The sequence below is a fragment of the Pseudomonas multiresinivorans genome, assembly GCF_012971725.1.
Taxonomy (GTDB): domain Bacteria; phylum Pseudomonadota; class Gammaproteobacteria; order Pseudomonadales; family Pseudomonadaceae; genus Pseudomonas; species Pseudomonas multiresinivorans.
Genome location: NZ_CP048833.1, coordinates 312,179 through 325,606 on the forward strand (window position 1 = coordinate 312,179; position 13,428 = coordinate 325,606).

Here is a 13,428-nt window from a genome sequence, read left to right on the forward strand (position 1 = left end):
CGTTACGCGCCACGGATCATGCGGTCACCGGCCTCGGCGAGATCCGAGGCGGCCTTCATCATCTTCACCTGGGTCTCGAACCGCCGGTTCAGGCTCATGGTGCCCACCAGCTGGTCGATGGCCGAGACGTTGCTCTGCTCCAGGTGCCCGGAGACCAGGCGCACGTCGTCGCTGGCGGCGACGTTCTGGCCGTCCTTGCTGACCAGCAGGCCCTGGGCGTTCTTCACCAGCGACGCGGCCGGTGCGTCGACCAATTTGAGGCGGTCGACGTCGGTCATCATGAAATCGCCGCGCGGCATCACCGAAATGGTGCCGTCGCTGCCGATGGCGATGGCGTCGTACTCGGGCAGGGTGATCGGGCCACCCTCGCCGAGCACGGCGCGGCCGTTGATCATCAGCTGGCGGTCGGCGTCGATCTCCAGGTTGCCCTGGCGCGTGTACGCCTCGCCGTTGCCGCTCTGCACGGCGAGCAGGCCCTGGCCCTGGATGGCGACGTCGAGGTCGCGCCCGGTGGCCATCAGGGTGCCGGCGCTCATGTCGACGCCGCTGCTCTCGATGCGCGCCAGGTGGCGGCTGTCGTAGCCGGCACCGCTCACGTCCACGGCGGTGGCGTGCTCCAGGTCGGCGCGAAAGCCGGGGGTGTTGACGTTGGCCAGGTTGTTGGCGCGAATGTCCAGCGCAGACATGCTGCGGCTGGCCGCCGTCATCGCGGTGTAGCCGAGACGATCCATGACGAGTCCTTAGAGCCTGTTTGTGATCTTTTGAGTTAGAAGACCATGTGGACTTATTGCGTGGAGAACCCCTCTCCCCAGCCCTCTCCCTGAAGGGAGAGGGAGTTTGTCCGTGCCGGCTGATGCCATGGTTTCATCCTGCTCCGAACGGTCCCCTCTCCCTTCGGAGCGGGGCGCGCAGCCAGGGTTAGGGAGAGGGAAATGCCCGAGCCTCGATACTTCCAACACCGCAGAAGATCGTAAGAAGGCGCTTAGATGGCCGAGAACAGCACTTGGGTGAGCTCCTTGTCGGTGGTCATCACCTTGGTGTTCGCCTGGTAGTTGCGCTGGCCTTCCATGAGGCCCACCAGTTGCTGGGTGATGTCGACGTTGGAGCCTTCCAGGTTGCCGGCCGACAGCGAGCCGAACTGGCCGATGCCGGGCACGCCGATCAGCGGGGCGCCGGAGGCGGAGGTCTCGGTCCAGGCGGTGCCGCTCTGGTTCTGCAGGCCGCCGGTGTTGACGAAGTTGGCCAACGCGACCTGGCCCTGCAGCATGCGCTGGCCGTTGCTGTAGTTGACGTAGACCTTGCCGTCGTTCTCCACCGCGATGCCGGTCTGCTCGCCGGCGGCGTAGCCGGTGGTGCGGTTGGTGGTGACCACGAAATCGGAGCCGTACTGGCTGGTGCCGGTGTAGTCGAGGGCGATGTTCATCGGGTTGACGCCCGGCAGGTTGAAGCTCACCGGTACCGCGGCAATCGGCGTGGACAGCGAGCCGTCCGGGGCGAAGGTCAGCGACTGGGTGGCGCCCACGGCATTTCCATCCACTGCGTAATGCGCGTCCCAGGTGTTGCTGCCGGTCAGTACAAAGTACTGGGTCAGCGTGTGCTCCTTGCCCTGCGAGTCGTAGATCTTGCTGGTGTAGGTGGAGTTGTAGGTCGCCACGTTCTGCGGATCGAACGGCGCAACGGTGGGCACCTTTTCGTTGGAATCGAGGTTGGCGACGAACTCCAGCTTGTCGGTGGCCTTGGCCGGCAGGTTGGCGGTCTTCACCTGCAGGTCGGACACGGTACCCACCAGCAGGTTGCCGGCCGCGTCGGTCGGGTAGCCCTGCAGGCGCTGGCCGGTGGCGTTGATCAGGTAGTTGGCATTGTCCTGGCTGAACACCCCGGCGCGGGTGTACTGGGTGTCGCCGTTGCCGCTCTTGACGACGAAGAAGCCGCCGCCGGAGATGGCCAGGTCGAGGTTGCGGTTGGTCGACACCAGCGAGCCGCCCTGGCTGATGCTCTGGGTGGTGCCGGTGACTTCCACGCCCATGCCCTTGGTGTCGGCGTAGACGCTGCCGAATTCGGTGCGCGAGGACTTGAAGCCGACGGTGCCGGAGTTGGCGATGTTGTTGCTGATGGTGTCCAACTGCTGGGTGACGGCGTTCAGGCCGGTCAGGGCGATGTTGAAGCTCATGGCGTTAGCTCATCCTAAGAGGGGGAAACAGGCGCTCAGGCGGCCTGGCCCTGGCTGAATTCGACGATCTTGTAGAACGGCACGGAACCGGCACCCGCGACGTCCAGGACCGGGCCGTCGGCGCTGACGCGGACGTTGTGAACCAACCCGGACACCTCGATGCCCGGTGTCTCGCCACTCTCGGTCTTCACCGCCAGCGTGTATTTACCCGGCTTCAGGCCGAGCGCTTCGGGGTCCACGGTGAAAGGCACGGCACCCGGCTCCTGCGGGCCGAGGGTGATGTCGGTGCGTACGCCGTTGGCGTCGGTGAGCTGCAGCACGGTGGTGGCCGAGGCGTGTTCCAGGTTGACCTGCCCGCTGACCTTGTCGCCGTCCAGCTGCAGGCTGTCGGCGCTGACCTTCACTTCCTGGCCGACCAGGCCGGCGGCGGTGAGGGTCTGCAGGTTGTCCATCAGCACCAGGTTGTTCTGCTGCAGGGTGGTCATGTTCTGCATGCTCTTCACCTGGGCCATGGCCGAGTACTGGTTGATGAACTCGGTGCTGTCCACCGGCTTGGTCGGATCCTGGTATTGCACCTGGGCGACCAGCAGGGTGATGAAGCTGTTCTCCATGTCGCCCATCTCGCCGAGATTCACCGCCTGCTTGGGCGTGCCGGACGACGTGCCGTTGGTGCTGGTACCGCTGGTGTCGTTGTTCACCGTGCTCATCAGGCGTCTCCCAGTTTCAGCAGGCTGGATTGCATGCTCTTGACCCGGTTGAGCACTTCCACACCGGTCTCGAAGCTGCGGGTGGCGGACATCATGTCGGTCATCTCTTCGATCTCGTTGACGTCGGGGTAGTAGACGTAGCCGGTGGCGTCGGCCAGCGGGCTGCCCGGCTCGTAGCGGCGCTGCGGGGCGCGGCCGGAGGTGACCACGTCGAGCACCTGTACGTGGGCGCCGCCCATGCCGGCGCCGCGGGTGAGCTGGTCGTTGTCGTAGACGGCGGCGAACATCGGCTTGCGCGCCTGATAAACGTCTTCGGGCTTGGCGGAGGCCGAGTCGGCGTTGGCCAGGTTGCTGGCCACGGTGTTCAGGCGCACGGTCTGCGCGTTCATCGACGAGCCGGCAATGCGGTAGATGGAATCGAATGCCATGGCGTCAGCGTCCTTCGATGGCCTGCTTGAGGCCGCGGAATTTCATGGTCAGGAAGGTCAGGCTGGTCTGGAAATCCATCGCGTTGCGCGAGAACTCCGCCTGCTCGGTGGCCAGCTCGACGCTGTTGCCATCCTGGGAAGGCTGGTTGGGAATGCGGTACTTCAGCTCCATCGATTGCGGGCCTGCGCTGGCCAGCAATGCCGACGGATTGCCCTGCCGCTGCATCTCGGCGGCGAAATCGATGTCCCGCGCCTTGAAGCCGGGGGTGTCTTCGTTGGCCAGGTTGGAGGCCAGAATTTCGCTGCGCTGCATGTGCAGCGAGAGGGCTCTCTCGTGGAGACCCAGGGTCTCGTCAAACCGTATACTCATTCGCGCAACCCGCTCTCGTCGTTCGGCCATCTTTCGGTGTGCGCAGCGATAGAGCACAAAGCATGCCCACCCCGGAATATCGCTTCATGCCACTGATTTACAAGGCTTTACGCACAGGAAAGAACAGCGCATGCAACGCGCCTTTTCCGCTTTCGACGTGCCGCGCGACGGGATGCGGAAAGGCCCTTTCCGCCTGCTTCCTCCTGCTGCTGCCCGCCCTCGCGCATGCGCAGGATGCGCGTGCGCAACTCGACGCCGCCGCGCAGCAGCAGGTCGCCGCCGAGCTGAAGGAAGCCGCACGCAAAGCCGGATGGAAAGGCATGACTTTCACGGTAAACAGCAACCTGCCCAACAGCCTCGGCAAGCTCGCTGCCTGCCCTGGCGGCCCGCAGCTGCGTGTGCTCGAAACGCCTGCTGCGATTACCGCGCGACGACGCTTCGAAGCCTCCTGCACAGGGCAAGCCGGCTGGCCGGTGACCTTCATCAGCCAACCCACCGTGTACCTGCCGACCGTGGTCGCCAGCGGCGAGATCGAGCGCGGCCAGACGCTGGACGCGGCGCGACTCAAGCTCGCGCCGGTGGAACTGGGCAAGAGCTCGCGGGGTTACTTCACCGATATCGCCGAGGTGGCCGGCAAGACCGCCCGCCGCCGCATCCGCGCCGACCAGCCGCTGAGCCCGGCGCTACTCGACGGCGTGCTGCTGGTGCGCCGTGGCCAGCAGGTGAAGATCGTCGCCAGCCAGGACGGCATCCAGGCCAGCGCCGTCGGCGAGGCGCTGGCCAACGGCAAGCAGGACGAGGTGATCCGGGTGAAGAACCTGCGCAGCCAGAAGGTCATCGACGCGAAGGTGCTGGCGTCGGGAGAGGTGAGCAGCATCTTCTGAGTGCTACGGACCGCTTTACGCAGGATGGGTGGAGCCCGTACGGCGATCGTTCGCGAGCAAGCTCGCTCCTACAGTAAGCCGGTCGCTCCAGCGTGCTCTTCGTAGGAGCGAGCTTGCTCGCGAACCGCACGGCAGATTGCTCGTCGCGGACGGAGTCCGCCCCTACAGCCCCGTAGGGCGCATAACGCGCCAGCGTTATCCGCCGCAGAGTAGCTGGCGGATAACCTGTTGCAGGTTATGTGCCCTACGGTCCTACGAAGGTAATACCCGCATCAGGTCCACCAATACCGCACGAAGTGGAAGAACACCGGCGCCGCGAAGCACACCGAATCCAGGCGGTCGAGCATGCCGCCGTGGCCTTCGATCATGTGGCCCCAGTCCTTCACCCCGCGGTCGCGCTTGATCGCCGACATCACCAGGCCGCCGAAGAAGCCGAGGATGTTGATCATCAGCGCGATCAGCAACGCCTGCCAGAAGGCGAACGGGGTGATCCACCACAGTGCGCCACCGATCAGGGTCGCCAGCGCCACGCCTCCGACGAAGCCTTCCAGGGTCTTGGACGGCGACAGGTTGGGGGCGATCTTGCGCTTGCCGAAGAGCTTGCCGCAGACGTACTGCAGCACATCCGACAACTGCACGACGATCACCAGGAAGGCGATCAGCAGCAGGTTGCGGCCCTCGTAACCCTCGATGTTCAGGGTCAGCAGCGCCGGCACGTAGGAGATGCAGAACACCGCCAGCATCAGCGCCCACTGCACCTTCGAGGCGCGTTCGAGGAAGTGCTTGGAGTCGCCGCCCAGCGAGGCGAGGATCGGCAGCAGCAGGAACACGTAGACGGGGATGAAGATGGAGAACAGCCCATACCACTGGATGCCGATCAACAGGTACTGCATCGGCAGCACGAAGTAGAAGGCCGCGACCAGCGCCGGGTAATCGCTGCGCCGGGTCGGCATCAGCGTGAGGAACTCGCGCAGGGCGTAGAAGGACACACCATAGAACAACAGGATCACCGCCCAGTAGCCGAGGGCGAAGGCGCAGCCGATCACCGCGACCATCACCCACCAGGCGTTGATCCGCGCGTTGAGGTTGTCGATCACCGCGTGCGGCCCCGCCGGCGCGCGCCAGCGCAGTACCGCGCCGACCAGCGAGGCGAGAACGAGAATGCCGCCGATACCGGCGAACAGCAGCCAGGTCTGGTTCATCTCAGCGACCCTCCGCCGCGGCGAGTTTCAACAGCGCCTCGCGGGCGCGCTCGAGGAAGTCTTCCTTGGCCTCGTCCTCCTGCACCGCCAGCGGTGCGCCGAAGCTCAAGGTGCACAGCAGCGGCAACGGCAGCGCGCGGCCCTTGGGCATCACACGATTGAGGTTGTCCAGCCATACCGGCACCAACTCGACCTGCGGATGCGCTTTGGACAGGTGATAGATGCCGCTCTTGAACGGCAGCAGGCGAACTTCCTCGTCGAGGTTGCGCGTGCCCTCGGGGAAGAGGATCAGCGAGTCGCCGTCGGCCAGCGCCTGCTCCACCGGCTCCAGCGGATTGCCGCCTTCTGCGCCGCGCGTGCGGTCGATCAGCACGCCGTGGAACACGCGGTTGATGATGAAGCCACGCAGGCCGCCCTTGCCCCAATAGTCCATCCCGGCGACCGGGCGCGTACGCGCGCGCAGTTCGGGCGGCAGCGAGGCCCAGAGCAGCACGAAGTCGCCGTGGCTGCTGTGGTTGGCGTAGTAGATGCGCTGCGCCGGGATCGGCGTGGTGCCGATCCACAGGCTGCGCAGGCCGGTCACCGCGCGGGCACCGGCGATGATGGCGTAGGCGAACAGTCGTTCCAGCATTGCAGGGGCGTTCCTCAGGATTGGAAGGTCAGGGCGATCAGGCACAGCAGCGCAACGAGCCACTGCGCAGCGCAGAGCATTACCTGTCGGCGCAGGAGTTTCAGCGCGCCACGGCTGCGGTCGATCCAGGTGCGACCGGACAGTTCGGCGGGCACTCCGACATAGGTGGCCAGCGCGTCGTCCAGTTGCCGGGTTTTCTCCGGCAGCGCGTCACCGGCATTGGCCATGGCTTCGAACAGATCGGCGTCCAGCGCCACGCGCATGGCGTAGAACTTCTGTACCAGGCCGAGCAGCACCAGCAGGGCCATGCTCAGGCTGTACGCCAGCGTGGCGCTGGCCATCAGCACGCCGTAGAAGCCCAGCGCCAGGGCCAGCACGGTGAGCGCGGAGGACAAGCCATTGAGGCTGCTGCCACGGCGCAGCAGGCTGGCCACCAGGATCAGACTCGGATCAACCGACATGACTCACCTCTCGTGGTAGTTGCGGCTGCCCGGCGACCTGCGCCAGCACCGCGAGTTGTTCGGCCTTGAGCACGATGTGTGGACGCGCGCGGCGAATCTGCGCCACCGCGTTCTCGACCGTGGCCGCCTGGCCGGATAGCAGCAGCCACGCGGCCAGGACCGTCGCACTGCGCGAATAACCCAGGGCGCAGCAGACCAGCAGCGGACCGCGCGCGCGAAGTTCGTCGATCAAGGCGGCGCCCAGTCGACACTGATCGACGCTGGGCGCGATCAGGTCGAGCAGCGGCAGGCTCGCGTAACGATCGTCATGCGCCGTGCAGGGAAGCTCGGCGCACAGGTCGAGCACTCCCAGTTCGGGCCGCGCCTTGCGCTCCGCCGCGCCGGGCAGGCGACCCAGCCAGAGCCCCGGCATCACCTCATCGGGCTGCGGGTGCTGGCGCGTCCACGCGCGGGAGTTGATCCAGGCGGCCAGCCGATAAGGCGCCAGCAGCCAACAGGCCGCCAGCGAGTGGCGGCCCTCCGCGCGCTTCTGGAAGCCCTCCGCGCCGATGCCCAGGTAGCACAGCGCAACCAGCGCCAGCGATACTGCCGGCCAGCACAGCCAGAGCCAGATGCCGCCTCCGCTCAGGGCCAACATCCCGCAAAGCCCCGCGCCGATGGCGTAGAAGACGGCTAGTCGAAGTCGTCGCGGATCGGTGCTCAGCGTCCAGGCGGCCAGCGGCAAACGCCCTTCCCGCGGCCACAGCCAGAGGCAGAAGAAACCCGCCAGGGCTCCCGTCGGCACATCGATGAAGTGGTGCTGCCAGGTGGTCAGTACCGACAGCCCGATCAGCGCGAACCAGCCATGCAGCAGCCAGCGCCAGACCCCGCTGGCGTAGCGCCCGTAGGCCGCCCAGAGCACCACCAGCAGCGCGATATGCAGCGAGGGCGCCTGGTTGAACGGCTTGTCGAAGCCCATCAGCACGTCGAACAGCCAGCCGAACAGGCCGTCCAGCGCCGGGCGCTCGAAGCTGAAGCGCAGCGGGAAAAGCAGGAAACAGCTGACCGCGATAACCTGCGCCGTGAGCAGCCGCAAGCCGTGGCTGTCCAGCTCGCGGCGGGTACGTGGCAGCAGGAAGGACAAGCCGTAGAGCAGGTCGATCGACCAGTACGGAATGATCGTCCACGGCCACAGCGGCATGCCGCGCTCCCAGTCGAACACCAGTACGCCGACCGTCTCGCGCTGCCCCGTCACCCAGTTGGCGAAGCCGTAGCTGGCGAAGAAGAACGGCGCGAGGCACAGCAACCAGATCACCGCCCGGCGAAACACGCCGGGCTCGCGTGGCGGCATCGCTGCAGCCATCAGCTGCGCTCCCGGCGCGCCAGGGACACGGTGAAGATGCCGTCCTCGTCGATGCGCTGGGCCAGCTTGCGGAAGCCCGCCGCTTCGACCAGTTGGTCCATCTCCAATTGCGTGCGGCGGCGCATCACCCAGGCCTGGCCGGCGCGATGGCTGGTCAGGGCGCGGGCGATCAGCTCCAGCTGCGGATGCCAGGGCTGGCCGGTGTAGATCAGGTAGCCGCCCTCCTCCACCGCTTCGCCAAGGCCGGCCAGCGAGCCGCTGACCATGGCGTTGTCGGCGAACAGCTCGTAGAGACCGGACACCACCGCCAGGCTCGGTTTCGGCTCTACAGCGGCCAGGTCAGCACCATCGAAGGCATCGCCCTGGACGAAGCGCGCACGTTCTTTCAGGCCAAGGCGCTCGATCAGCGCCGAGCCTTCGCGCACGTTCAGCTCGCTGTAGTCGCGCAGCAGCACGCTTTCCGGCAGCGGTTCGACGCCGTGCAGCGCTTCGAGTATGTAGCGCCCGTGGCCCGCGGCGATGTCGAGGATGCGCACCTCGCGGCCCTGCTCGCGCAGGCTGGCCATGGCCAGGCGCAGCAGTTCCTCGATATGCACCTTGCGCTGGCGGATGCCGCGCCAGCCGGCGGATTCCAGGTAGGTGCGGTCGATCATCCGCCCCACTGGCCCGGCGCCGGCGGGCTGGTTGCGATAGACATAGTCCAGGGTGCTGCCGGAATCGAAGCCGGTCTGGAAACCGAGGTTGATGCCGTCCGACAGCAACCGCCCCAGGCGCATGTTGGCGCGGGTCGCGCGCCAGTAGAGGTCGCGGATCGACCAGCTGGGCAGAGGGGTCGCCAGGGCTTCAGCTTCTGCGCAGGTGTAGCCGAAGCGGTCGGCGTCGCGCAGGTCCGGGCGCTCCGGTGCGCGGGTGAAGCATTCGAGAATGAAGCGCCGGGCACGGGTCACCGCCTGCTCGCGGTTCAGCTCGCCGAGGGTGTCGTGGAAGAAACCGGGCAGGATGTGCAGCTCCTTGCGCGCCGTGCCGAGGTTGTCGAAGAAACGCTGCTGGGGCTTGCGGTGCACCACGAAATCGGCGCCGGAGATCAGCAGCTGGGTCGGCACCTGGATCGCCTGGGCGTCCGCCACCACGCGGTCCGCGGCCTCATACAAACCCAGCAGCACGTTCACCGAGATCGCCTTGGCGATCAGCGGGTCGCTGTCATAGGAGGCGATGCGCTCGGGATCGTGGGTGAGGAATTTCGCCTTCACGTAGCTGTTGACGAAGAAGTTGCCGCGCCATGCCCTTGCCAGCTTCAGGCCCGGCCGGGCGAAGGGCACGTAGAGCTTGACCTTGAACGCCGGCGAAGCAAGCACCAGGCTGCGAATCGGCGGGGCGTAGTCATGGACCCAGGTGGACGCGACCACGGCGCCGACGCTCTGCGCGATCACTGCCATGTCGCTGACCGCGATGCCGTGGGTGGCGGCGATGTGCTCGACGAAGGTCTGCACGTCACGCACGCTGGTGCCGAAGCTCGGACTGTCGCCCCGCGCTCCCGGCGACTGGCCGTGGCCACGGGCGTCCCAGGCGAAAACATCGAAGCCGGGCAGCTCGAGCTCGTCGGCCAGGTGGCCGATGCGGCCGGAATGCTCGTGGCCGCGGTGGAACAGCACGACCGCGCGGCGTGGCTCATCGTTGGCGGACAACGCCGGCCAGTGGCGATAGAACAGCTCGGCGCCGTCGTGGGTGATGAAATGGTGATTAGAAGACTCGCGCATAACTTCCTCTGTTGGATGCATTGGGAGGCGCTCCGGCCTCCACCGTGAAATGTCCTGGCCGCGGTTCAGCCGGCCGGTTGGTTGCGTTGCTCGGCCAGCCCCTGGCGCACCCGGTTGACGATAGTCAGCACCAGCAGCAGCGCCAGCAGCACCAGCAGCGGGTCGAGCCAGGACAGCGGCAGCAGTCCACTGGCCACGCCTGCACCGAAGACGCCGAAGCACAGCGCACGGTCGCTCTTGCCCATCGGCCCGTCATAACGCCGCGACGCACCGACCATCACGCCCAGCACCCCGGCGTATTCGCTGATCATCGCCAGCAAAACTACCAGCACCACCAGCGCCGGGGTCACGCCCGGCAGCAGGGCAAACGGCAGGTACAGCGCGCCGTCGGCGATCACGTCGGTCAGTTCGTTGAGGTAGGCGCCCAGCTTCGACTGCTGGCCGAACTCGCGGGCGAGCATCCCGTCCATGGCGTTGAGTGCCATGCGCAGGAACATCCACAGCGGGATCAGCTGGAATATCCAGGCGTGGCTGGCGAGCAGCGCGACGCTGAGCGCCACCAGCAGCGACAGGCCGCAGGCGGCCAGCGTTACCTGGTTGGCGGTGACGCCGCGCTCGTGGAGACGGGTGACCTGGGGGCGGAGCAGGTTCTGGAAACGGGACTTGAGCTGGTAGACGGAGATCATGAGGTTCCTTTCTCGGGGTTCGCACTGAGCGGTTCACACGAACTATCCACAGCCTTGTGGACCTGGGGAGCTTAGCTGCACCTCGGCGCCGGGGCTGTCAGACATGTCTCAACAAGATAGATGAACGATCCCAGGCAAAAGGGCACATGACCGTGCACAACAATGCCGGCGGCGTGACTGCCGGTAGCGTCGGAATCCCCGCGCCAAAAAATTTTCCGGCACCCTTAATCCTTCCCCGCGAGCTGTCGCCTTACCCCTTCAGCAGGCACAACGCCGGCTTCATCCAGCTCATACAGGAAGTCCACCATGGCCTTGTCGATTCAAACCAACTACTCCTCCCTGATCACCCAGACCAACCTGGGCAAGACCAACAGCCTGCTGGCGACCAACCAGCAGCGCCTGGGCACCGGCCTGCGCATCAACTCCGCCGCCGACGACGCCGCCGGCCTGCAGATCGCCACCCGCCTGAACGCCCAGTCCCGCGGCATGGACGTGGCGATGCGCAACACCAGCGACGCCATCTCCCTGATGCAGACCGCCGACGGCGCCTTCAGCGAGCTGACCGACATCACCCAGCGCATGAAGGACCTGGCCACCCAGGCCGCCAACGGCACCAACTCCACCGACGACGGCAAAGCCCTGTCCGCCGAATTCAACGAGCTGGGCAAGGAGCTGACCAACATCATCTCCAACACCAAGTTCGCCGGTGACGCGCTGTTCGGCGTCGATGGCGCCAGCGGCAAGTTCGGCACCACCGGTGGCGTGACCTTCCAGATCGGCTCGGACAAGGCCGAAACCCTGAACGTCGACGTAGCCGCCCAGCTGAAAGCCGTGACCGACGCCTTCGGCACCCTGACCAAGCAGTTCGCCGCCACCCCGGCCGCCGGCACCGAGCTGGAGACCCTCACCGGCGCCAACACCGCGATCGACAACGCCAGCAAGGCGCTGGACGCCATCGGCAGCCTGCGTGCCCAGTTCGGCGCGAACATCAACCGCCTGCAGCACACCTCCAACAACCTGGCCAACATGAAGGACAACACCGACCTGTCCAAGGGCCGCATCATGGACGCCGACTTCGCCGTCGAAAGCGCCAACATGAGCAAGAACTCCATGCTCATGCAGTCCGGCATCTCCATGCTCAAGCAAGCTGGCCAGATGCCCAGCATGATCATGGGCCTGCTGGGCTAAGGCCCGGCCAGCGCGAGGCGCCCGCCTCGCGCGCCCTGATTCGGCAGCGCCCCGCCCCGGCGGGGCGTTCTGCTGTCTGCGGGTACGCTGACAAGCGGTGTTACGACTTGCGGTCGTGGCGCAACCCGTCTGCGCCAGTGGTTTCAAGGCTCGTGTGAAAATTGCAAGCACGAGTGTGCAAAATTCAGAACTTGCACCCACATTTTTCTGGCGCCAAAATAATGCCTCTGCCTCCATGGACAAATGGAGTTTCCCCGCGACCGTCAAGGGAGCGGCTGGCAAGGGCTCGATGAACACACTCACTTCACCGCTACCGGACAGCCGGCCAATCGCCTGCCTGAAGCTCCGGACTGGCCGCTCCGATTGCGTCGCGCAGTTCTATCCCGCGCTCTATCAACTCGACCTCGACCGTGACGGCCAGGTGGAGCGTATCGACCTGGGTTTCTCCGGCAGCCGGGTACTCGAACGCCTGTTGCAAAACCCCGGAGACGTGGTCGCCCGCGACGAACTGCTGACCCACGCCTGGTCCGACCGCGTCGTCGGCCAGGGCAGCCTCAACCAGCAGATCTACACCCTGCGCCAGGTGCTGGCGGACGAGAAGCAGCGGCAGATCATCCAGACGCTGCCGCGCCGCGGCTACATGTTCAACCCGCAGTACCTGGTGGGCCAGGCGAGCGAGCCGGAAGCGGAAGTGGCCGATGCCACGCCGGAAGTGATCCCACTGAAGAGCCCCGCAGCCGCGCCGCGAACGCCGAATCCAAGGCGCCTGAAATTCGCCGCAGCCAGCCTCTGCATCCTCGGCCTGCTGGTCCTCTCCGGCGCTTTCTACTACACCCAGTTGCGCAGCCCGGTCCTCACCACCGAACAGAATCTGGGCTCGCTGCAGATCACCTACGTCGAAGACAACGAACAGGACCTGCAACGCCTGATCCGCAATACCCGGCCGCTGGCGCACCAACTGGCCGACCTCGCCACCCGCCCCATCGGCCTCATGCTGCACATGACCTCGGGCTTCTACGAACTGGTCTGCGTGCAACCCGAGGGCAACTCCAACTGGTTGCTGATTCACGAGAGCCAGGTCGCCCGGATTCCCCAGGAGCAGTTGCGCAAGTGCCTGAACTGAACTTACGCCGCCAGGCCGGCGTGGCACGCCGCTGCCTGGTGATTTCGCTGTTCGGCGTCGCCTGCCTGGCGCTGGCACTGGGCATGCTGTGGAAGCACGCCCGCAGCACATCGGCCATCGACGGCCGCTACGCTTCTTCCGGGCAGGTGCTGCTGGGCAGTGGCAAGGTGCTGGAAATCGCCCAGACCACAATGTTCCACGAAGGGCGCTTCTACTCGATGATCCAGCAGGACGCCAACATCCTCGAGGTCTCGGGCAACGTCGGCAGCGACCTGGGCGGGCGCTATCAGTTGCAGGTGGAAGAGAACAGCATCAGCAACCTGCAGGCCGACAGCGGCCTGGACAGCGAGCTGATCTTCAACCTCCTCTACGGGCGCCAGCGCGGCGCACGCATCACCCTCGAACCCCTGGGCGAATGCCTCTACGGCGTGGAAACGCGCCAGGTGTTCTGCCCGCGCCATCCGCGCGATCGCTGACCC

General features: G+C 66.0%; 15 protein-coding genes. 4 read left to right on the forward strand and 11 right to left on the reverse strand.

Annotated elements, in window-relative coordinates:
• Positions 1–2: 2 nt before the first annotated feature.
• The 5 genes from G4G71_RS01440 to flgB form a co-directional block, all read right to left on the reverse strand.
• Positions 3–731 (reverse strand): flagellar basal body rod protein FlgF, encoded by a 729-nt coding sequence (locus G4G71_RS01440; protein WP_169935118.1) that lies wholly within the window; start codon positions 729–731, stop codon positions 3–5.
• A 251-nt stretch (positions 732–982) separates the two neighbouring features.
• Entirely contained in the window at positions 983–2,170 is a 1,188-nt protein-coding gene (gene flgE / locus G4G71_RS01445) for a flagellar hook protein FlgE (RefSeq protein ID WP_169935119.1), read from the reverse strand.
• 35 nt (positions 2,171–2,205) lie between these two features.
• Entirely contained in the window at positions 2,206–2,877 is a 672-nt protein-coding gene (locus tag G4G71_RS01450; protein WP_169935120.1) for a flagellar hook capping FlgD N-terminal domain-containing protein, read from the reverse strand.
• Positions 2,877–3,305: a flagellar basal body rod protein FlgC gene (gene flgC / locus G4G71_RS01455; RefSeq protein ID WP_169935121.1), complete on the reverse strand. Its 429-nt coding sequence runs from the start codon at positions 3,303–3,305 to the stop codon at positions 2,877–2,879. The genes G4G71_RS01450 and flgC overlap by 1 nt, the downstream gene beginning before the upstream one ends.
• A gap of 4 nt (positions 3,306–3,309) precedes the next feature.
• A complete protein-coding gene (gene flgB, locus G4G71_RS01460) occupies positions 3,310–3,675 on the reverse strand; it encodes a flagellar basal body rod protein FlgB (protein ID WP_054909518.1) in 366 nt (121 codons plus the stop codon).
• Between the two features lie 320 nt (positions 3,676–3,995).
• Here flgB and flgA point away from each other — a divergent pair, with 320 nt between their 5' ends.
• On the forward strand, positions 3,996–4,559 hold the full coding sequence (gene flgA / locus G4G71_RS01465; RefSeq protein ID WP_169935122.1) for a flagellar basal body P-ring formation chaperone FlgA: 564 nt from the start codon (positions 3,996–3,998) through the stop codon (positions 4,557–4,559).
• A gap of 272 nt (positions 4,560–4,831) precedes the next feature.
• Here flgA and G4G71_RS01470 read toward each other — a convergent pair whose 3' ends face one another.
• From G4G71_RS01470 to G4G71_RS01495, 6 genes are all read right to left on the reverse strand, one after another.
• Positions 4,832–5,761, reverse strand: a complete 930-nt coding sequence (locus G4G71_RS01470; RefSeq protein WP_024766297.1) for a phosphatidate cytidylyltransferase — start codon at positions 5,759–5,761, stop codon at positions 4,832–4,834.
• A 1-nt stretch (position 5,762) separates the two neighbouring features.
• Positions 5,763–6,392 carry a lysophospholipid acyltransferase family protein gene (locus G4G71_RS01475; protein WP_169935123.1) on the reverse strand — a complete coding sequence of 210 codons (630 nt, stop codon included), beginning with the start codon at positions 6,390–6,392 and terminating at the stop codon, positions 5,763–5,765.
• A 14-nt stretch (positions 6,393–6,406) separates the two neighbouring features.
• Positions 6,407–6,853 (reverse strand): hypothetical protein, encoded by a 447-nt coding sequence (locus tag G4G71_RS01480; RefSeq protein ID WP_169935124.1) that lies wholly within the window; start codon positions 6,851–6,853, stop codon positions 6,407–6,409.
• The gene (locus G4G71_RS01485) at positions 6,843–8,183 is read right to left on the reverse strand and encodes a phosphatase PAP2/dual specificity phosphatase family protein (RefSeq protein WP_169942459.1); all 1,341 of its coding nucleotides are present in this window, start codon (positions 8,181–8,183) and stop codon (positions 6,843–6,845) included. The genes G4G71_RS01480 and G4G71_RS01485 overlap by 11 nt, the downstream gene beginning before the upstream one ends.
• Positions 8,184–8,194: 11 nt before the next feature.
• A complete protein-coding gene (locus G4G71_RS01490) occupies positions 8,195–9,952 on the reverse strand; it encodes a bifunctional alpha/beta hydrolase/class I SAM-dependent methyltransferase (RefSeq protein ID WP_169935125.1) in 1,758 nt (585 codons plus the stop codon).
• A gap of 65 nt (positions 9,953–10,017) precedes the next feature.
• Positions 10,018–10,638 (reverse strand): CDP-alcohol phosphatidyltransferase family protein, encoded by a 621-nt coding sequence (locus G4G71_RS01495; protein ID WP_169935126.1) that lies wholly within the window; start codon positions 10,636–10,638, stop codon positions 10,018–10,020.
• A gap of 306 nt (positions 10,639–10,944) precedes the next feature.
• Between G4G71_RS01495 and lafA the strand changes: the two genes are divergently transcribed.
• The 3 genes from lafA (at position 10,945) to G4G71_RS01510 (ending at position 13,425) form a co-directional block, all read left to right on the forward strand.
• Entirely contained in the window at positions 10,945–11,826 is an 882-nt protein-coding gene (lafA, locus tag G4G71_RS01500) for a lateral flagellin LafA (RefSeq protein ID WP_169935127.1), read from the forward strand.
• Positions 11,827–12,115: 289 nt separating this feature from the next.
• Positions 12,116–12,949 (forward strand): winged helix-turn-helix domain-containing protein, encoded by an 834-nt coding sequence (locus tag G4G71_RS01505; protein WP_240964861.1) that lies wholly within the window; start codon positions 12,116–12,118, stop codon positions 12,947–12,949.
• Positions 12,937–13,425: a hypothetical protein gene (locus G4G71_RS01510; protein ID WP_089285788.1), complete on the forward strand. Its 489-nt coding sequence runs from the start codon at positions 12,937–12,939 to the stop codon at positions 13,423–13,425. Before G4G71_RS01505 ends, G4G71_RS01510 begins: the two co-directional genes overlap by 13 nt.
• Positions 13,426–13,428: the final 3 nt, after the last annotated feature.